Source organism: Shewanella sp. c952 (assembly GCF_019654975.1).
GTDB lineage: Bacteria > Pseudomonadota > Gammaproteobacteria > Enterobacterales > Shewanellaceae > Shewanella.
Window position 1 is genome coordinate 16,703 of record NZ_BPEW01000043.1, and the last position, 18,686, is coordinate 35,388.

General features: G+C 42.8%; 16 protein-coding genes. 6 read left to right on the plus strand and 10 right to left on the minus strand.

Going from position 1 to position 18,686, the window contains the following annotated elements; translation table 11 throughout:
• Nucleotides 1-963: 963 nt before the first annotated feature.
• Complete coding sequence (locus K5R16_RS19620) at nt 964-3,654, plus strand: TonB-dependent receptor (RefSeq protein WP_220739749.1); 2,691 nt, start codon at nt 964-966, stop codon at nt 3,652-3,654.
• Nucleotides 3,655-3,869: 215 nt separating this feature from the next.
• Here the strand turns inward: K5R16_RS19620 and metA are convergent, their stop codons facing one another.
• Both metA and K5R16_RS19630 read right to left on the minus strand, forming a co-directional pair.
• Nucleotides 3,870-4,817 carry a homoserine O-succinyltransferase gene (gene metA / locus K5R16_RS19625; RefSeq protein ID WP_220739751.1) on the minus strand — a complete coding sequence of 316 codons (948 nt, stop codon included), beginning with the start codon at nt 4,815-4,817 and terminating at the stop codon, nt 3,870-3,872.
• 72 nt (nt 4,818-4,889) lie between these two features.
• Nucleotides 4,890-5,291: a YbaY family lipoprotein gene (locus tag K5R16_RS19630; protein WP_220739753.1), complete on the minus strand. Its 402-nt coding sequence runs from the start codon at nt 5,289-5,291 to the stop codon at nt 4,890-4,892.
• Nucleotides 5,292-5,507: 216 nt separating this feature from the next.
• Between K5R16_RS19630 and K5R16_RS19635 the strand changes: the two genes are divergently transcribed.
• On the plus strand, nt 5,508-6,275 hold the full coding sequence (locus tag K5R16_RS19635; RefSeq protein WP_220739755.1) for an SDR family oxidoreductase: 768 nt from the start codon (nt 5,508-5,510) through the stop codon (nt 6,273-6,275).
• 78 nt (nt 6,276-6,353) lie between these two features.
• Here the strand turns inward: K5R16_RS19635 and ompW are convergent, their stop codons facing one another.
• The 5 genes from ompW to K5R16_RS19660 form a co-directional block, all read right to left on the minus strand.
• Nucleotides 6,354-7,004 (minus strand): outer membrane protein OmpW, encoded by a 651-nt coding sequence (gene ompW / locus K5R16_RS19640; protein ID WP_220739757.1) that lies wholly within the window; start codon nt 7,002-7,004, stop codon nt 6,354-6,356.
• Between the two features lie 299 nt (nt 7,005-7,303).
• Nucleotides 7,304-7,852 carry a nucleotidyltransferase family protein gene (locus K5R16_RS19645; RefSeq protein WP_220739759.1) on the minus strand — a complete coding sequence of 183 codons (549 nt, stop codon included), beginning with the start codon at nt 7,850-7,852 and terminating at the stop codon, nt 7,304-7,306.
• Between the two features lie 92 nt (nt 7,853-7,944).
• Nucleotides 7,945-8,346, minus strand: coding sequence for a YbaY family lipoprotein (locus tag K5R16_RS19650; protein ID WP_220739760.1), 402 nt, complete (start codon nt 8,344-8,346; stop codon nt 7,945-7,947).
• A gap of 41 nt (nt 8,347-8,387) precedes the next feature.
• Nucleotides 8,388-9,254, minus strand: a complete 867-nt coding sequence (tesB, locus tag K5R16_RS19655; protein WP_220739762.1) for an acyl-CoA thioesterase II — start codon at nt 9,252-9,254, stop codon at nt 8,388-8,390.
• Between the two features lie 63 nt (nt 9,255-9,317).
• Complete coding sequence (locus K5R16_RS19660; protein ID WP_220739764.1) at nt 9,318-10,217, minus strand: SDR family NAD(P)-dependent oxidoreductase; 900 nt, start codon at nt 10,215-10,217, stop codon at nt 9,318-9,320.
• 453 nt (nt 10,218-10,670) lie between these two features.
• On the opposite strand from K5R16_RS19660, the gene K5R16_RS19665 reads away from it, so the two are divergent.
• On the plus strand, nt 10,671-11,570 hold the full coding sequence (locus tag K5R16_RS19665; RefSeq protein WP_220739766.1) for a 1,4-dihydroxy-2-naphthoate polyprenyltransferase: 900 nt from the start codon (nt 10,671-10,673) through the stop codon (nt 11,568-11,570).
• 331 nt (nt 11,571-11,901) lie between these two features.
• On the opposite strand, the gene K5R16_RS19670 is transcribed toward K5R16_RS19665, so the two are convergent.
• Nucleotides 11,902-13,305, minus strand: coding sequence for an ammonia-forming cytochrome c nitrite reductase subunit c552 (locus tag K5R16_RS19670; RefSeq protein ID WP_220739768.1), 1,404 nt, complete (start codon nt 13,303-13,305; stop codon nt 11,902-11,904).
• A 74-nt stretch (nt 13,306-13,379) separates the two neighbouring features.
• The gene (locus tag K5R16_RS19675; RefSeq protein WP_220739770.1) at nt 13,380-14,591 is read right to left on the minus strand and encodes an NnrS family protein; all 1,212 of its coding nucleotides are present in this window, start codon (nt 14,589-14,591) and stop codon (nt 13,380-13,382) included.
• A gap of 380 nt (nt 14,592-14,971) precedes the next feature.
• Between K5R16_RS19675 and K5R16_RS19680 the strand changes: the two genes are divergently transcribed.
• The 3 genes from K5R16_RS19680 to K5R16_RS19690 all read left to right on the plus strand — a co-directional run bounded on the left by K5R16_RS19680 (nt 14,972) and on the right by K5R16_RS19690 (nt 18,207).
• Nucleotides 14,972-15,151, plus strand: a complete 180-nt coding sequence (locus K5R16_RS19680) for a carbon storage regulator (protein ID WP_220739772.1) — start codon at nt 14,972-14,974, stop codon at nt 15,149-15,151.
• 495 nt (nt 15,152-15,646) lie between these two features.
• Entirely contained in the window at nt 15,647-16,264 is a 618-nt protein-coding gene (locus K5R16_RS19685; RefSeq protein ID WP_220739774.1) for an NAD(P)H-dependent oxidoreductase, read from the plus strand.
• 2 nt (nt 16,265-16,266) lie between these two features.
• Nucleotides 16,267-18,207: a monovalent cation:proton antiporter-2 (CPA2) family protein gene (locus K5R16_RS19690; RefSeq protein ID WP_220739776.1), complete on the plus strand. Its 1,941-nt coding sequence runs from the start codon at nt 16,267-16,269 to the stop codon at nt 18,205-18,207.
• A 59-nt stretch (nt 18,208-18,266) separates the two neighbouring features.
• Here the strand turns inward: K5R16_RS19690 and hpf are convergent, their stop codons facing one another.
• Nucleotides 18,267-18,623 carry a ribosome hibernation-promoting factor, HPF/YfiA family gene (hpf, locus tag K5R16_RS19695; protein WP_220739778.1) on the minus strand — a complete coding sequence of 119 codons (357 nt, stop codon included), beginning with the start codon at nt 18,621-18,623 and terminating at the stop codon, nt 18,267-18,269.
• Nucleotides 18,624-18,686 lie beyond the last annotated feature (63 nt).

Below are 18,686 nucleotides of genomic sequence, written 5' to 3' on the forward strand. Positions count from 1 at the left end.
TTTTCAGTGACTAAATGTGATCTCGCTCAACATTTCCACACTGTGACGTTTACGCGAACGTAAAGCAAGCGTTAGCTGGTCAAACATCTACCAAAGTATTAGCAGCAGATGTCACTTTGCATTTACAGCGTTAAAATTGAGTGCATCGATTTGGTAATCTTTGCCAAAAAATGCTGCTATCTCAGCCACGAATTCTGAAATCAGCAAATCATTTACCGCTATGTCGTCCTATCGAAACAGTTAATAGTTGAACCTTTAAATAGAGAAAATGACAGTGGCTAATTGCAAGCAAAAGCAGATAAAAGAAGCAATGAAAATGAGTACTAGAAGCGCATAATAAAACGCAAAATAGCTGATATATTTCATACTTTGAGCCAGCTAAATTTTTGCATAACTTTAAAAGTACAATTTTAAAGAAAATCATCAGCAAACCGCATTAAACCTTAACTATCGCTCACCAACAGCATTTCAAACACCGCGTTATGTACAACTGAGCGTGCGCTACGATTTTTAATGAGTTATTACATCTTCCCTTAATGTAGTACCAAGATTAAAAAAGCCAAAGCCCAATACAGACCTATAGCTGTATTGGGCTTTTTTAGTTATTCAATCGACTACGTTTCACCTTGAAACATCATCCAGCTAGCAAACTATCTCCAAATAGTTTTAACGCCAGCAAACATGAATAACAATCAAGTTATTGAGACTAACTACAACGAATGACCCAACTAAAGGCTAATTATGTAGATAAAAACATCAAAACCACTAATAAAGCGAATATGTACCAAGATATAAGGTCAGAAAATACAAATCCTACTCATATGACTATTCTTGGCTCTTAAGCACTATTGCATACAATATCCCTAATATGATATAACATCCTTCGAACGAGGCAGCAACAATCCTTTAACAATGGTTTTTGCCGTGTCGAATAACTAGAAATGGATTTATTAAGGGAAGAGTATGAACATGAATAAATTGGCCAAATTTGTTGGCCTAGCCTGCGGTAGCATCGTTGCGCTATCGTCTCCAGTATACGCTGCAGAACAAAATGAAGATGACGAAGTAGAACGCATTGCAGTAACAGGCTCACGCATTAAGCGTGTTGACATGGAGGGTGCGAGCCCAGTAACAACTATTACAGCTGATGACATGATTGCAGCTGGTTTTACTACCGTTGGCGATGCGCTTCGCGCTTCGAACCTGAACTCATTTGGCTCTTATGGCGGCACTGCAAACAACTCATGGTCATCACAAGCGACTATTCAACTTAAGGGGGCTGGAGCAGGACATACGCTTATCCTTCTTGATGGTAAACGTATGGCAAAATCGCCAGTATTGGGCGGAGATGCGGCTAACATTAACACCATCCCATCAGCTGCTGTCGAACGAGTAGAGATCCTTTCCGATGGCGCATCGGCAGTGTATGGCACAGATGCTGTCGCAGGTGTAGTCAATATCATTCTTAAGAAAGATTTTGAGGGCATTGAGTTTAAAGCACGTGTTGAACGTCCAGAAGCTGACGGCGGTAATAGCAAAAACTTTTCGTTTTCTGGTGGTTTGAACTCAGAGCAAGGTTCGCTAGTATTTACTATGGAGCATTACCAAAAGTCAAAAGTACTAATGGCTGACCGTGACTATACAGCTGCAATGCCAAGTCTTGGTGATGATCCTCAAGATTACAGAAGCTGGAGAGGTTTGAGTCAAACAGGTCGTACACTTGATATGGGAAGTAACGGCGGCTGGGCTTGGTTAGCCCCTTTCACAAATAACGACCTAACCTGTGCAGAAGTTTATGGTGAACGCTTCGTCGGTCCTTTAACAGACTCCAAGTACGGTGGCGATACAGCATGTGCATATGATTACACTCACGCTGCGGCTTTAGACGTTGACAGAGAGCGTACTAACACTCTGATCAATTACACTTACAACATAACTGACGATATTGAACTAACAGCGCGCGCTTATTGGGCTGCCAATAAGACGATTGACCAATCAGCTCCCGTTCCAGGTACTATTTATTTCAATGAAGCTATGCCTGCATATACGACTGCAGAAGGGTTAGATCTTCGGGAAACACCTGTAGGTGCATCGATGAAATATCGTTACGACACTTCAGGTAACCGCCACAAAGAAAATCATGACAACATGTACGATATCTTGATTGGCCTTACAGGTACGACCGGGGAAGTCGACTGGGATTTATCTGCAACATACAACCGTTATAACAACTTCGTTTGGGGTACAGGCTACGAATTAGCAAGAGCAGCAAGCGACCTACTTGGTTCTGTAGATCCTGATACTGGTGTATTTGAGGGCTGGGATCCTCGCGATCCAAAATCTGCAATGCCAGAAGGTGCTACGGCCAACTTCGATATGCGTCAAACGGCATCGTACAGCGAGATTTCTGGTGGAGCGTCATACGAAATCTTCGAATTACCCGCTGGTGGTGTTGGAATGTACCTAGGTGCATCTTATCGTGAGGAAAGCCTCGATTCTCAAGCTGATGCACTTTCTGCTGCAGGAAAGATCAAAGGCGCTAGTGGTGGCGGTGGTGGTATTGGCGAGCGTGACATTAAAGCAGTATTCACTGAATTATCATTACCTATTCTTGAAAATCTAGATCTTAACTTAGCTGCACGTTATGACGATTACTCAGATTTTGGTGATACATTTAACCCACAAGTTTCAATTCGTTACAATGTTATTGAACAGTTGCTATTGCGTGCATCTTGGGGCACAGGCTTTAAAGCACCGAGCTTGGCTCAGTTAAACCAAGATCCTTCTGAAGGTTGGGGAGACGTTACAAACTACCTATCATGTTATGAAGCTGGGGAGCTTGACTCATGTGGAATTGAGGACAACATTCCGACCTACATTGGTAAGAACACTGAGCTTAAACCTGAAGAGTCAGAAAGCTATAACGTTGGCGCGGTATGGGATATTACCGACAATATCAATATGACGGTGGATTACTGGAAATTGTCTACTGACAATCTTATCGATACAATGGGAGAAGATGCACTACTACTGTTTTTAGCAAAGCAATGGGAAGCTGCGGATGCTGCTGGTCAACCTAGAGCGGAACTTGGCGACCTATTCCCTGGTACTAGTGTTTCACGTAATAGCGCTGGTCGACTTGTTTCTATGCAAAACAGGAACATCAACTTAGGCGAAACAGAACGTGAAGGTATTGATGCAAATGTTGCTGCAACATTTGAAACTGGTATTGGTGAATTTAAGCTAGGTCTAGCTTGGTCTCACTACATCAAGTATACAGAGACTTCTCCTGAAGACGGTGCACTAGTCGTTTCACATAACAAAGCAGGTAAATGGGATAATCCTGATGACCGGATCAGTTTTACCACTAATTACTTCTTTGCAGAAGATCATAACCTTTACTACAAAGCTGACTATATTGACTCTCAAAGCACAAACTTTGTTGAAGATAATGGTTCAACATTTGAAATTGACTCTGTAATTTACCACACCCTGACATATACCTATGATATGCCATGGAATAATACTATTAGCCTTGGTGTGAATAACTTAACAGACGAAGAACCTGCATTTGACTATAACGGTGGTTATGAAGCAAGTCTTTATGACATCAACGGTAGAAGCTACTGGGCATCATTTACCCAACGCTTCTAACTTCAGATTTATTAAGGCTAGCTAAGTTTTTTAACTATGCCAAAGTAATCTGAGTTTAAATCAAAAAATGGCACTCCTTGAGTGCCGTTTTTTATGCTCTTTCAATATAGATCAAAGCTCAAACATAATCGCCTTATAATCTGTACCAACTTAGACAAAAAAACCAATATCGATGTGGATACCGGCTCATTAAAGCTTGATAAAACCTCAGCGGTTTACAGCACTTCAGATTCCCACGGAGTGCGGCCGCTCATATCATCAAGATTATAAGGTGTTAACTGGTACACGTAGTAATTAAGCCAGTTGCTAACCAGTAAACTACCATGGCTGTGCCAACGGGCAATAGGCTGCTTTGATGGATCATCGCCGGTAAAATAATTTTGCGGCACTTCAGGTGATAAGCCCTGCGCTAAATCTCTGTCATACTCATCTTTCAAAGTCGACTTTTGATACTCAGGATGTCCCATCACGAACAGGTTACGGTTACTGCGGCTCAATACCATATAGGCGCCCGCTTCATCTGACTCAGTCAAAACCTGCAGCTGAGGGTGGGCTTTAAGCTGCTCGACATTCATCTCGGCAAATCGCGAATGAGGGGCATAAAACTCATCATCGAACCCACGTAATAAAGGAAAATGTTCGCGAGTTCGCTGATGGCAAAAAACCCCAGAACGTTTGCTGGTTAAAAGTGTACGATTTAAACCATACAGATGATAGAGCGCGGCGTGCGCTGCCCAACATAGAAATAGTACCGAGGTAACGTGCTGCTGCGACCAGTCAATGATCTCTCTAATATGATCCCAATAAGAGACATCTTCAAACTCTATTTGCCCTAACGGTGCCCCTGTAATAATAAGGCCATCATAGTTTTTGTTTCTCACTTGCTCGAAATCACGATAGAAATTATTCATGTGATCAATTGATGTGTGTTTTGACTCTTTATCGTGAATACGCAGTAGATCAACGTCGACTTGCAGCGGCGTATTACCCAGTAAACGTAATAGCTGTGTTTCAGTTTCGATCTTATTAGGCATTAAATTGAGGATCAATACCTTCATCGGACGTATATCCTGATTCGCAGCGCGTGTTTCAGACATTACAAAGATGTTCTCCGACTCTAAGATCTCAGCGGCTGGCAAATTGTCAGGGATTTTAACGGGCATACAGCGCCTCTTATTCAATTAGAAAAATCAAACAGAAAAGGCGCCAATTAGAAGTCGTAATCTAGCTGATTATTACCGCGCCACTTTCTGCAGTAAAACTGACATTGGCTCTGAGGAGTCTAGGTCAACTTTATAAGCTTGTTCATTAATAAACATGAGTTTGTCATTAAGGCTAATGCGAGCCCCAATCGTATAAGTATGCCCAGCTTCAAATTGATCTCTGTTGATCAAAAACTGAAACGGTGTTGGCGTACTGACATCACTGCGTTCGAATTCCGCTATTACAACGGCTGGCGCATCCATCAAAGATACGTCCTGCACTTTTATTGAAATGACCGCTTCTGGAGGCAAGGCAATACGCTCTTTGTACCAAACCTCTCCTTGGATCTCGACCACGGCATTAGAGGTCGCACAACCCGACAACATACTCGCCGCAACAACAAAAGAGAATAAAAATTTAACGCAGTTTTTCATGTTAACACTCCTAATAATACATCAAGACTTCTAGAAGTCTATATGTCCGTACTTGAAATTTGTATGACTTCACATTGAATATCACTGCCACAGCCTACCATTACATCCTTTCACTGAAGAGAACTCGGCACCCTTGTCACAGCAACAAACAATTAATCTTGTTCTAATACACTTAACTTCCTATGATAAGTTACCGATTCGAAGTCGAATACCTTTATGACACAAGCAACTGCAATAATTGTCGGCGCTAGCTCATTACTCAGCCGTGAAATAGCAAAACAGCTTGCTGATGACGGCGTAGAGCTCGCCTTATTAGCCCAAGATCCACAATCTCTCATTGAGTTTAGCCAATCTCTGCCTACCAAGGCTGAGGTTTTTCCATTGCAAATCGATGACCCGCAAGCGGTGATTTCGACACTCAATGCAGTGTGGCACTCTCTTGGTGGTGCTCATCTAGTACTGGTTAATACTGGCTTAAACAGTTATGACCCAGAGCTGCCTTGGCAGCCAGAGCAAGATATCATCACGGTTAATGTGCAAGGCTTTTCAGCTATATGCAATACCGCCTTCAGGCTATTTCGCGATCAAGGTTATGGTCAATTAGCCGCGATCAATTCGATTGCTGGTTTAAGGGGTGGACCTAACGTTGCTTATCATGCGTCAAAAGCCTTTGCAGAAAACTACTTCGAAGGTTTAAGTATGCATGCTCAGCGCCTTAAGCTACCTATCACTATCACCGATATTCAACTTGGGCTGCTTGATAAAGCCGCCCTACAGCAAAGCCGTATTTGGCTATCTCCACCTGCTGAAGTTGCAAAACAAGTAATAAAAGCAATGAAAGCCGGTAAGCGTAAAGTGTATGTAACCAAGCGCTGGCGTCTTGTTGCTTGGCTAACAAAACTGCTGCCAGAATTTGTGTACAACACCCGCCACTGGAAAACTAAAGCGCAAAAACAAGCAGAAAAAGCCGCTAATAAAGACTAATCTCGTTCAGTGTTAACATAAAAAGGAGCCATAAGGCTCCTTTTTATTGGGTGGGGAAGTCCAAGTTAATCAATATGATTAAAAAGTGTAACCCACACTCACCATATAAACCCAAGGGTCGATATCTGTTTCAACTTTCTGTGGCGCATCACCCAAGTTAAAGGTAACGTCGGTACTAATCTGTGCATACCAGACTGAAGCGTTAATCAGCCAATTGTCGTTCATTTGGTAGTCTATGCCCACTTGCGCAGCTGCACCCCAAGAGTTTGACAGGCTCAATTCTGAAAGCCCTAAATCTTTAGCTTCTTGAGTAAATTCATTATCAAAAAAGTTGGTAAAGTTCACACCAACACCGACATATGGACGCAGCTTAGAGCTTGCATCACCAAAGTAGTATTGTGCCACTAAGGTGGGTGGTAAGTGCTTAGTTTCAGCAATCTTTCCAAGCGAACCCAATGAGATGTCGTGAGAAAAAGGCGTCGCTGCAAGTAACTCAATACCGATATTATCAGTAAGCATGTAACCAAAGTTAAGGCCAAGCTGGGTATTATTACTTACGCTAAACTCTGCAATGTCAGCAACGACAGGGCTAGACTCATTCGGTGTAACCGCTGCAACACCGGCACGTACTATAATATCACCTGCTTGATGTGCTAGCGCAGAAGAGGTAAAACCGGTAGTCAGTAGGGCGGTGGCGATCAAACCAGAAACGATATTTTTGTTCATCATATTACTCCATCAATACAACATGAGCTGCTGTTTTTGTTATCAATATCCTTACATTTGCGCGTAGCCTGCCAGAATATTAACAACGCTTTTTTGATCTAGATCAACGATAAAATCAAATACCTCTTTAGTGATACCAGCAAGTGATCTCGCTCACGCTTTTATAAGGTTCATTGAGGTTGCAGCTTTTAAAATTGTGACATACAACAAGCATGATCAAAATCCAACCAACCAGATTGAGTCGACAGCCCTACATTTAGTTAACACTGATTTAGCAAGCAACAATAGGAAGTGTTCGCGGTTTATTTGACCATTAATTGCGGGTAATGAGTTAGCCACTGCTTACTCATTATTCTTTGCTCAAACAGGTGCTTTGGTTTGATAGGATTGTGAGAAACTGTAAGTTTGAATAATCTGTCACAACCAAATGGGGAATATAGCTCTATCTGTGGCTGAGCTGCACGACTTATGCTCGCCGCAACCGCAGTTTCCTTTTCAGGCCAATAGCTCATCGCATCAACACAAGAATGGTAAGCGTTATCTTGGTTTTTCAGATGCATTCTCGCTTGATTCTTTACCGACCATGGGTAGTGTGGTGCTATAGCTTTGAGTCGATCTTGATAGAGCTTATCTTGCTCAGGGTTTAGGTCCTCTGCATCAAAGTAGATAAGGTCAATATCGTTTAACGGGCGAGAGTTAAGGGCATGTAGTTTATCCCAAACCAGATTACGTACAAAACCCGCAGCCAACATCCATTGAGGGAGATTGAGACTTTCAGCTATCAATAATGCTTGGTAGCGATATTCATCCTCTTCTAACCATCGAATTATCTGTTGGCGGGGCTCAATCATAACGACTAAAAACTCAATTGACGGCTAATAGCCTAGCGATTAAATGTAATCCAATAAAAAAGGAGCCGTAGCTCCTTGATTAAATTATCGAATTACCTCTGTGCAGGCACCGCTTTCATGAGCACTTCAGTCGTGAACTTGTCATTGTTGATGACAGGGAAGCGATCATAAGTTTGGAAAATAACCTGGCCTTTATACTTAATCATCGCCACGACACCGTAGTTAATAGCACTATCAATGGTATCTGCTGGCAACAGAAACTTAAAAGGCACAGGTGCTCTGACGATATCAAAACTTTTCTGCGCAATGATGGAGCCCGGAGTATCAAAATCTATGATTGCTATTGTAATAGAGCTCCCCTGCGGTAGCGCTATTTTCTCCAGGTAACCCGCTGCGCCATTGACCATCACAGGTGGCACATCTTTAACCGTTACACAGCCCGTCAATGCGATTAAACATAATAAAACAGTCCACTTTTTTAATGCAGTAATCATTGTCTCTTCCTGAATATCAAATTCAACACTTCTGTAGTTATCTATTTTTTACTGGTCATACGAATAAGACCTTCTTGGGTTGCTGACGCGACTAATTGCCCCTGCTGATTGAAAAACCTTCCAGTAACAAAGCCACGTCCGCCACTCGCATTAGGGCTTTCAATACTATAAAGCAGCCATTGACTTAAATCGAATGGTCGGTGAAACCACATCGCATGATCGATTGTCGCCATCCGCATCCCAGGCGTTAAAAAAGACACGCCATGAGGCTGAGCAGCGGTCACCAAAAAGTTAAAGTCTGACGCATAAGCAAGTAGATAATCATGCACACAGAAGTTCTCTGGTACCTTACCGTTTGCCCTGATCCAAACATGGCGTACAGGTTCTGTAGCTTTAGGTGCCATTGGATTACATGGGTCAACCAAACGCATTTCAATTGGGGTGTCTGCCATGAACTTTTCTAGCATTTTGGCTGGCACTTTATCTTGCAGTGTCATCGCCAACTCTTGCTGATTAAGCAACCCCTCAGGACCTTCAACCTCTGGCATTTTAGCTTGATGTTCATAACCTTCTTCAAATACTTGAAAAGAGCAGGTCATATAAAATATAGGTCGACCTTTCTGGATAGCTTTGACGCGGCGAGCACTAAAACTGCCACCATCACGCATAATTTCAACGTCATAGACAATCGGTAGCTTTTCATCACCAGCACGTAAGAAATAGGAGTGTAAAGAGTGCACTTTACGATCAGGAGAAACGGTCTGCTTGGCGGCGCTTAATGCTTGCCCCATAACCTGACCGCCAAACACATGACCAAAACCTAGATCTTGGCTTTGGCCTCTAAATAACCCTTCCTCTATTTGCTCTAAGGAAAGTAGCGCGAGAAGATCGTCTAATACTTGACTCATCGGAACCTAAAAGTTGTGACTATTAGCGCTAGCTTAACTCAAGTTCCCCTCGCCTCGCTAGTGTTACTCTAACTCAATATCTCGCTGTTCGGCTGAAGCTTTAGCCCAAGCAAGCACCTGCGCTTCGCCCGATGATCGACTGCGATAAGGCTTCGTCCGGTGAATATCCCCCCAACGGCTATGGATAATCTCAGGAGTGCACTCTTCAGCGGTAAAGCGGCTGGCTGAAAATTCAATAATTTCTGCCTCACTGATGCTACCAGCAGCTGCGAGTAAGTGTTTACCTGATGGGCATTTTTCACTGCATAAATAGAGCACTGCCGATAGCGCGGTTGTCTTTGAAAATAGAGGTCTTACGGTCGGTGCTAAATGTTCGGCAGTCATTTGAGTGACGGCGTGAGGCGTAATACTATTAACCGCTATATCGAACTCTTGCCCTTCTAGATGAAGACTATTGACTAGCCCTATTAAGGCCATCTTACTGGCGCTAAAACTCGTTTCATAGACATCACCAAAAATTGAACTGGCACAGGTCATAATAATGCGGCCATAGCCACTGCGCTTCATACTTGGCCACACTGCTTTAGTCATGTTAAAGCTACCATTTACATCAACATCAAATTGACGTTTCCAAGTCGACTCACTTAACTGTTCAAATGGGCATGAACGGTGAATCCCAGCATTGTTGATGAGTATGTCTACTTTTCCCCAGGTTGATATCACGTCATCGACCATAGCGTTAACAGCGGCGGAATCACTTATATCGAGGCAAAAAACTTGTACATCTCCACCTAGAGTAGTGATAGCTTTGGCACAACTTCGTAATCCCGAGTCTTTGCTTGAGAGTGGCTCATTATCTATAATGGCCACCTTCGCACCACGCTCTGCTAAAGCGATCGCATAAGCTCGTCCTAAACCCGCTGCGGCGCCAGTAACAATGGCAACTTGCTCTTCAAAACGCATGACCTTAGCCCTCAAACATCTAAAATTTTGGTTACACACTCAAGCGGCTTCAATACACTAGATTTGCAGTGCTGCGAAGATACGAGCTCTGTATGAGGCTCGCAATCACTTTCGATATCTTAAGATTTGTAGTTACAAGTGATTTGGATGTAGGTCACTTCCCTGTAACACAAACAACGGCTTAAAATATTTAGAAGCGAATACTAAATACGTACATTTAAGCTAGATACCCAATATTGCATACAATACTAGGGCACAAGTGTGCGCTAGCTCTAAAATTTCAAATGGCTAAGCAGACCAGAGCCTTAAGTTGACAATAATGTTAACTTCGACGTATTTGGCGACATAAAATCCACTTTTTAGATGCCGTCAATCTTGCTATCATATGTGACATACCTCCTTTTGTTACATTGCAATCAGTCGATGTATCTCTCTGTAAAGTAATAATAAATAATGAATCCTTGGATATTAGCAATACGCCCACGTACCCTACCTGCGGCGATTGGACCACTATTAGTGGGCAATGTTTTAGCGCTACACCTTGAACAGTTCAGTTGGTTTATCGCTGTTATATCAATGCTATGTGCAGTGCTGTTACAGATCGCAGTTAACTTAGCCAATGACTACTTTGATTATAAAAGTGGTGTTGATACAGATGAACGCGTAGGCCCAATTAGAGTCACCCAAAGCGGCATGTTAACGCCCAATGCGGTACGTAATGCGATGGCTCTATGCCTAATACTGGCATTAATTGTGGGATCGTTCTTAATCGCGCATGGCGGTTGGCCAATAGCATTTCTTGCGGTAGCAGCAATATTAGGCGCTTTAGGTTATAGCGGCGGCCCCTACCCACTTGCTTCTCATGGTTTAGGTGAAGTTGCTGCATTCGTCTTTTTCGGACTGGTTGCTGTAGTTGGCAGTTACTTTCTACAAGCTGCTGAAACCAGCAGCAGTGCTTGGTTACTCGGCTCTGCTATCGGATTTTTAAACGCAGCTATTATGCTGGTCAATAACACTCGAGATATGGACACTGATATCAAGGCGGGTAAAAAGACTTTGGCAGTGCGCCTTGGTTTAGCCCAAGCGCGTATTTTTTATCAAAGCTTTGTCTATATGCCTTTTGCAATCATAATCGCTGGCTTTTTAATGGGAGCACTTCCTGGCATGCCAGTGCTGCTAGCGGGGTTAGCATTTATCTTAGCCCGCACTTTGTGTAGAGACTTTAACGAGGTGACAGGCGCAGCACTTAACCCTTTACTTGGCCGCACTGCAAAACTCACAATGATCTTTAGTGCCTTATTTAGTATCGGACTAATCATTGATTTGCTTATACCAATCAGTATAAAGATTTGATCGCTCAGCGAGAGTTTAGCGGCTTTGAGGTAAGGCAATGAATGAAGGACATAGTTATTCTACGTTCAATTTCATTAACGCTGCATCAAAGCCGCTAAAACTCGCCTGCTAGGAGTGTTTTTGGCTTGCTACTTCTGTGTTGAATAAACTCATAAGGGAACAACCATTATGTCATTTATCCGCCTTGAATTAGCGTGCCAAAAACGCTCTGAGTAGATCAACTTCTTATACTGATTGGTATTACTTAGCATTTAGTTTTTATAGCCCACAAAAAAGCCAGCTAAATTAACCATTCAGCTGGCTTTTGTATCACTTAAGATGACTAAATTAGTTACTCGTATCCATATTTGGTTACTTCAGACCAATTCTTATCAACGTCCTCTTTGATAAACTTCTTCTTCGCTTCAGTTAGCTTTTCAAGCTCAATACCAACAGCTGCATGGGCTGAGGCTTTACTACTGATATCTGGGTAGTTAACACTCTTTACATCGAACTTCTTCAAAATTTCATCAAGGGATGTACGAGCATACTTTACTTGTCTTAGTGCCATATCAAGCAGCGCATTACCCTCTTCAGGGTTATGAGCATATAAACCATGTGACGCCATCGCAAAGTCCCAGCGCCATTGAGAGTGGCGAATAGCCATAATTGCATCATTCATTACAGTCCAGGTTGCTCCAGCATCCCAAGCCGCTCCAGCTTCATAGTGTGCCTTAACTAATAACCCTTCTACCTCGCGCGCTTTAGCATCGATCGTTGCCTTGTTTTTATCGAGTGCACTGATGATTTTCTTCTCACTCTTGTGGCAGCTCTGGCATACCTCATCAAAGTGATCCAGTGCTTTACTTACCTTGTGGCTTGTAAAGCTATTACCTTGCTCATCAGTTGTTTCTGGCATATGACAAGTAATACAGGTAACTCCCGCTTCAGCATGCTTACTGCGACTCCAGTGCTCAAACTCAGGATGACGCGCCTTTAAGATAGGCGTTTGAGAGATAGGATGGATCCATTCATAAAATCGACGGGTGTCATAGTACTTTTCAATATCATCGACGTTATTGCCAAAGATCCAAGGGATATTAACTTTATTGCTGCGCTCAGGCTGAAAGTAATAAGTGACATGACATTGACCACAAACCTGTGCGCCCTTCATGTTGTTATTCTGCTTATCAAAAGGAAGGTGTACTTTTGCCATCGCATCCTGGGCATGCGGTCTCGGCAGTGCAAGTTCTGCCTTTCCATCCACATGACAATCGGTGCAGTAAACAACGCTATTAACCTCTTTACCGACATCAGTAAAGTTTTTCGCTGAGAAACCTTCAATGCCCAGCTCATTCATTAACCGCGGAGCATCAGGCGTTTTACAAGTCCAGCAACTGGCAGACAAACCTTTATCTCCAGCTTTAGGCGGCACGCCAGTTCGCAGAGTATGAGTAACATCAGCAACCGCAAAGTGATGGCCTCTAGGGCTGTTGTACTCTTTCGCAAAAGAGGAGCCCGCCCACAAAATAATCGCAGCGGGATAACTTGCTAACATATCTTCACGCTCGGTCTGCTCAGAGGTTTCCAACCAACTCTCATATTGAACAGGGAACTTCTGTTTCAAGTTCGCATCACGGGCAGCTTGCTCTTTGGCTGCAGCACTTGGCTCTGACGCTTGGGTCAAACTGGTCATGCAAAGAAGCGACACTAATCCAGCAGTTTTAACGACATTTACTAGCATTTTTACACTCATCTAATTCTCAACTTTCTTGACTAATATTTTATATTCTTTATCTAAACAATATAGCTGAACTCAAATTAACAGCACTATCCAGGTCGGCCATCGATGCGCGGCTTGGACAATATTGAAGCATAGTTCACCACAAACATCGCAAAGGCTAGCGACCAAAATGCTCCAGCTAACCACAACCATAATTGATAATGATCGGGGGCAATAATCGGCATTAAGGACCGAAGCACTGCAGCGATAGGTATACATAGGAAGGCAACCGCCATCTTAGGACCTTGATAGATATTTCTACTTGTATGACCTAGGGATACTCTGGAAATCATCGATAAGCAAATTCCAGCCAAAGTGCCTATGGCAAACAGGTGGATTAAATGACGGTAAGCCATTGAATCATCAATATTGGCAGCAAGTGCGAACAAAGTGATAGGCAAGAAAAGATAAGCAATATGCAGTGACCAAAGCATAGGTTCTTTTAACGTTTTATGAGGGAACCAACGCAGCCAACGCCCAAGGTGCAGTGCACCAGCAAGCATTAATAACCCCTGCTCAATGCCCTGGGGCAGCACTTTAGTCATTGCCTGAATGACTAAAACTATCATCACCACAATTAAGCTTTTTTCCAGCAGAGCGATTGGAGTCGGCTTAGTTTGCTTGATCCTTATCGCGGTAAAAAATGGAATAACACGCCCACCAACAATTGTGATGAGTAGGCCCAACCACCAGATCATCGCTTGCCAAATTTGTAGGCTAAGGGAAAAATCTCGGGTACTTAACGCATAATAACTGAGTAAGTTTATCGATAAAGCCGCTAGTAACATGATTGGAAAACCAATATTGTGCCACTGCTTAACCTTGTAGATACAGCGCCACAACTTAATGGCTGTTAGTCCAATAAACAAAGAATCGAAGATTGCTGGCAACCATAACGGAATCGAAACCGGGAGCAATAACATTATTCTAGCAAGCAGCCAACAGCCAAATGTTATCGCCAATGCCCAACCTTTCATGCCTGGTTGGTTGGTCCATGTTTGTACTGATGTCAGCAAAAAACCACATACTATTGCTAATGCAAAACCAAAAAGCATCTCATGGGGGTGCCACCATAGCGGTACCACTTTTACCCAAAAGTCTGTTTGGAAAAGGCTGTAATCAGGATAAAACCAAGTCACTAACCAAAGCGGCACAAACAACATCGCAACAGTTGCTCCGCCAAGAAAAAACGGCCTAAAGCCTAATCGGAACAAAGCAGGTATTTTCTCTGTTGCCGCTGGATCATCAATATTTAGCATTGTTAAGCCTTAACCTTTAACAGGCATTTAAAATATACCTTTAAGTAATGACACTAGTGTATCGAGCAATATTTTCGATAACAAATGATATCTAAGTTGTTTCTGACTTCTGTGAACTATGTAGTTATCTGTCTGATTTAATTATTCCTTTAGAGGTATTAATTATTGGATTGCATATTTCTATCATCGTAGCAAACCGCCAAATTCACGAATTCAATTCCATCTCTCTATTAATCTCTAATCTGCAGTTTTTATTAATAAAATTGCTTATAACTGATAAATTATATAGAGAAAATAACCTAACAGAGCTTCAGATTTCACCTCGACGGTTCAGATATTAGTCTAGACTAGGGACAGCAGTTCATATACAAGGATGTATTATGTTAATTCTCACCCGCCCCGTAAACAGTGCGATAATTTTAAGTAATATCTACGATGAACATGGCAACTCGTTAGGCGAAATTGAAATCAACATTTTTAAGGATAACCGCGTCGGTGTTAAAGCCGATAAATCGATTGATATCGTGCGTGCAGAAGCGCTTGAAACTGAGCAAAACTGACAACTATCTAGAGGGCCGTGCTACTTGCTATTTTTACTGCGTTGTAGATTATTTGTGGAGAATGGCTAAACCGCATAGCCTCTGTCTTGTTAAAATAGCCCATAAACTGCGGTAAAAACAACCATGAAAGATCATCAACCCCTAGTTTATTTCTGAAGATTGTTATTGCTTTTAGCTCGATGTGCTAGATTAAATAACAAGTAGTTAGGATGACTCATACCAATCGGTATAAAGATTTGATCGCTCAGCGAGAGTTTAGCAGCTTTGAGGTAAGGCAATGAGTGAAGCACATAGTTATTCTACGTTCAAGTTCATTAACGCAGCATCAAAGCCGCTAAAGCTCGCCTGTATGGAGTGTTTTGGGCTTCATACTTCTGCGTTGAATAAACTCATAAGGGAGTAACCATTATATCATTTATCCGCCTTGAATTAGCTAGCCAAAAACACTCTGAGTAGATCAACTTCTTATACTGATTGGTATTAACTGGACAAACAATGGTCGATGCAACAAAAAAAATCCTGGTTCTCTATGCACACCCCTCTCAAGAACGATCAGAGATCAACAAGCCGCTCTTTAATGCGACCCAACATCATGACAATGTAACCGCCGTTGACCTTTATGCTGAATACCCAACATTTAGGATCAACATCGATAAAGAACAGCAACGTCTGATTGAACATGATGTCATTATATTTATGTTCCCGCTTTATTGGTACTCAACGCCCGCAATTCTAAAAGAGTGGCAAGATCTTGTGCTCGAATATAACTTTGCCTATGGCGCTGAAGGTAATGCCTTAAAAGGCAAAACCTTCTTATGCGCAATCAGCGCTGGCGGCAGTGAAACCGCTTACCAACACGACGGTTATAACAGTTTCACTTTAAGGGAGTTGTTATCTCCGCTAGAGCAAACAGCTTGCCTTACAGGTATGACCTATCTAGCGCCTTTTGCGCTATTTTGTGCCCGAAGTGCCTTTGAAGAGAATCGATTGCAATCTCACATCGAAGATTGGCAAAGAGTATTAACAGCGCTATCTAATGACACCTTAGATATTGCACACGCCAGTACATTGCCGAAACTCAACGAAAACCTACTCACGCTAATAAAGGATTGATAATGACTGCTTACTTTATCCAAGCTTTTATCTATCTATCAGCTGCCGTTATTGCCGTCCCTCTAGCTAAACGATTAGGTTTAGGCTCGGTATTAGGCTATCTCATCGCCGGTGTTGTCATCGGCCCTATAGCGGGCCTCGTCGGCAGTGAAACCAACACTTTGCAACACTTTGCAGAGTTTGGGGTGGTGATGATGCTATTCCTCGTGGGTCTAGAGCTTGAGCCACGTATGTTATGGGATATGCGCCATAAACTAATGGGGCTTGGTGGATTGCAAGTTGCCCTATCAACATTTGTGGTGATGGGAATCGCGCTAACATTTGGTTTAACTTGGACCGTAGCACTTACCGTGGGGATGATCTTTTCATTATCATCCACCGCTATCGTGCTGCAGACCTTTAACGAAAAAAATCTCACAAAAACTGAGGGCGGTAAAAACGCATTTTCAGTACTGTTATTTCAAGATATTGCCGTCATTCCTATGTTGGCGTTTATTCCATTACTTGCATTGCCAGAGTTAATAGAGAAGGCGCAATCAGCTGCGGCTACCGCTGCAGAGCATCATGATGAGATGTCTTTAGTTGCTGGCTTACCAGGTTGGGCGTACGGCATTGTGGTACTGCTAGCGATTGCTTCTGTTGTCGTAGGTGGTAACTATCTGAGTCGGCCATTATTTCGCTATGTTGCTAGTTCTAATTTGCGCGAGATTTTTACCGCTACCGCGCTAATGTTAGTAATAGGAATTGCCGCACTAATGAGTCTTGTGGGGCTGTCACCTGCTTTAGGCACTTTCTTAGCAGGCGTTGTGCTAGCTAACAGTGAATTTAGGCATGAACTTGAGTCGGTCATTGAACCCTTTAAAGGGCTACTGCTTGGTCTATTTTTCATTACCGTTGGCGCAGGGATAGATTTTACCGTGCTCGCCAGCAATATCGGCCCGGTAATGGCAATAACATTAGCAGTGATGTTAATTAAGGCACTGGTGCTGCTTTTGCTGGCGATGATTTTCAAAATCAAGAATAGCGACCGTTGGCTATTTGCATTGAGCCTTGCACAAGCCGGTGAATTTGGTTTTGTACTACTGAGCTACACCGTGCAAAACCATGTCATTCCCGTTGATTTGGCACAAATGTTATCGCTTGTCGTTGCGATATCCATGTTCCTCACTCCAGGGCTCTTCATTTTCTATGACAAAGTAATCTTGCCGCGCTATGAGCAGTCAGAAAACACCCGAGACCCTGATACTATCGACGAGAAGGGCACCGTTATCATCGCAGGCGTTGGTCGCTTCGGTCAGGTCGTCAATCGTCTGCTTGTGACCAATGGGTTTAAAACCGTGGTACTCGACCATGAGGCCCAGCAAGTTGAAAACCTCAGAAAAATTAAAACTAAAAGTTACTATGGCGATGCTACACAGCCGGATTTGCTGCATACAGCAGGGATTGCTGAAGCCAAAATGCTAGTCATTGCTATCGATAACCCAGATAGAGCTGTCGAACTAACTGAATATATCAAGCACACTTACCCTAATGTCATCGTGCTTGCTCGAGCCTTCGATAGGAGCAACCTATATCGACTGCGTAAAGCGGGGGCTGACTTTATGGTCAGTGAGACCTTCCATTCTGCATTGCAACTAGGTAAACATGCGTTAACCAAACTAGGGGTACACCCCTTTAAAGCGGAGCAACAACGAGCTATCTTTTTTGAAACTGAAATGACCCATAAAGATACTCTCTATGAATCTTGGAAGATGTTCGCAGAAGATGATAAACACTTGGTGCATTACCGCGATATGTTTATTCAATTGGAAGAAACACTCAGCGCAGCAATGAAAGATGAGCGTTATCGTAGCTTTTCAAAAATGGAGCGAGGCTGGACACCGCCACCTAAAGATAACCATACCGTGTTTTCTAAATCTGAGTCTGATGAAGTAGAAACCTAGCATAAAAAAGCCCCGTGCTAATTAATTAGCGCGGGGCGATCGTATTAAAAACTGCTCTTTTAGCTTAAGTTCATCTCTTGAACTTTTTCATGGGCAATTTCTGGAGTAGTAACCACTGGCTTTGAATGAAGATCAGCCTTTAGTTGGCCTTTACGATGCTTTAGTGCCGCATCGAGTTTTTTAGCTGCGCTGGTTATCGCTGGGTACATGACAGAATCGGTACCTGACGATGAAATTCGACTTCCCTCATAATTGGTTCTAATTTCAACCTGGAATTCGCCATGCTCTTTAGCAATGATAATATCAAGTGCGATCAGGGTTGGAAAATGACTCTCTATCTTCGAAAACTTCTCTTGGACATGCTGCTTAACAACATCAGTAACATCAACGTGGTGACCAGAAAGATTTATTTTCATAGGTTTTCCTTTTTACAATGACTTCTTCTAATACATTTGGGGTTAGCGCGCCAAATTACAAGC

What these genes read in the sequence shown, in the direction of transcription:
- K5R16_RS19650 (WP_220739760.1), bottom strand. Translation starts at nt 8,346, where the DNA reads ATGATTACTGCATTAAAAAAGTGGACTGTTTTATTATGTTTAATCGCA.
- ompW (WP_220739757.1), bottom strand. Translation starts at nt 7,004, where the DNA reads ATGATGAACAAAAATATCGTTTCTGGTTTGATCGCCACCGCCCTACTG.
- K5R16_RS19635 (WP_220739755.1), top strand. Translation starts at nt 5,508, where the DNA reads ATGACACAAGCAACTGCAATAATTGTCGGCGCTAGCTCATTACTCAGC.
- K5R16_RS19660 (WP_220739764.1), bottom strand. Translation starts at nt 10,217, where the DNA reads ATGCGTTTTGAAGAGCAAGTTGCCATTGTTACTGGCGCCGCAGCGGGT.
- K5R16_RS19665 (WP_220739766.1), top strand. Translation starts at nt 10,671, where the DNA reads ATGAATCCTTGGATATTAGCAATACGCCCACGTACCCTACCTGCGGCG.
- K5R16_RS19685 (WP_220739774.1), top strand. Translation starts at nt 15,647, where the DNA reads ATGGTCGATGCAACAAAAAAAATCCTGGTTCTCTATGCACACCCCTCT.
- K5R16_RS19620 (WP_220739749.1), top strand. Translation starts at nt 964, where the DNA reads ATGAACATGAATAAATTGGCCAAATTTGTTGGCCTAGCCTGCGGTAGC.
- K5R16_RS19690 (WP_220739776.1), top strand. Translation starts at nt 16,267, where the DNA reads ATGACTGCTTACTTTATCCAAGCTTTTATCTATCTATCAGCTGCCGTT.
- tesB (WP_220739762.1), bottom strand. Translation starts at nt 9,254, where the DNA reads ATGAGTCAAGTATTAGACGATCTTCTCGCGCTACTTTCCTTAGAGCAA.
- K5R16_RS19680 (WP_220739772.1), top strand. Translation starts at nt 14,972, where the DNA reads ATGTTAATTCTCACCCGCCCCGTAAACAGTGCGATAATTTTAAGTAAT.
- hpf (WP_220739778.1), bottom strand. Translation starts at nt 18,623, where the DNA reads ATGAAAATAAATCTTTCTGGTCACCACGTTGATGTTACTGATGTTGTT.
- metA (WP_220739751.1), bottom strand. Translation starts at nt 4,817, where the DNA reads ATGCCCGTTAAAATCCCTGACAATTTGCCAGCCGCTGAGATCTTAGAG.
- K5R16_RS19675 (WP_220739770.1), bottom strand. Translation starts at nt 14,591, where the DNA reads ATGCTAAATATTGATGATCCAGCGGCAACAGAGAAAATACCTGCTTTG.
- K5R16_RS19645 (WP_220739759.1), bottom strand. Translation starts at nt 7,852, where the DNA reads ATGATTGAGCCCCGCCAACAGATAATTCGATGGTTAGAAGAGGATGAA.
- K5R16_RS19670 (WP_220739768.1), bottom strand. Translation starts at nt 13,305, where the DNA reads ATGAGTGTAAAAATGCTAGTAAATGTCGTTAAAACTGCTGGATTAGTG.
- K5R16_RS19630 (WP_220739753.1), bottom strand. Translation starts at nt 5,291, where the DNA reads ATGAAAAACTGCGTTAAATTTTTATTCTCTTTTGTTGTTGCGGCGAGT.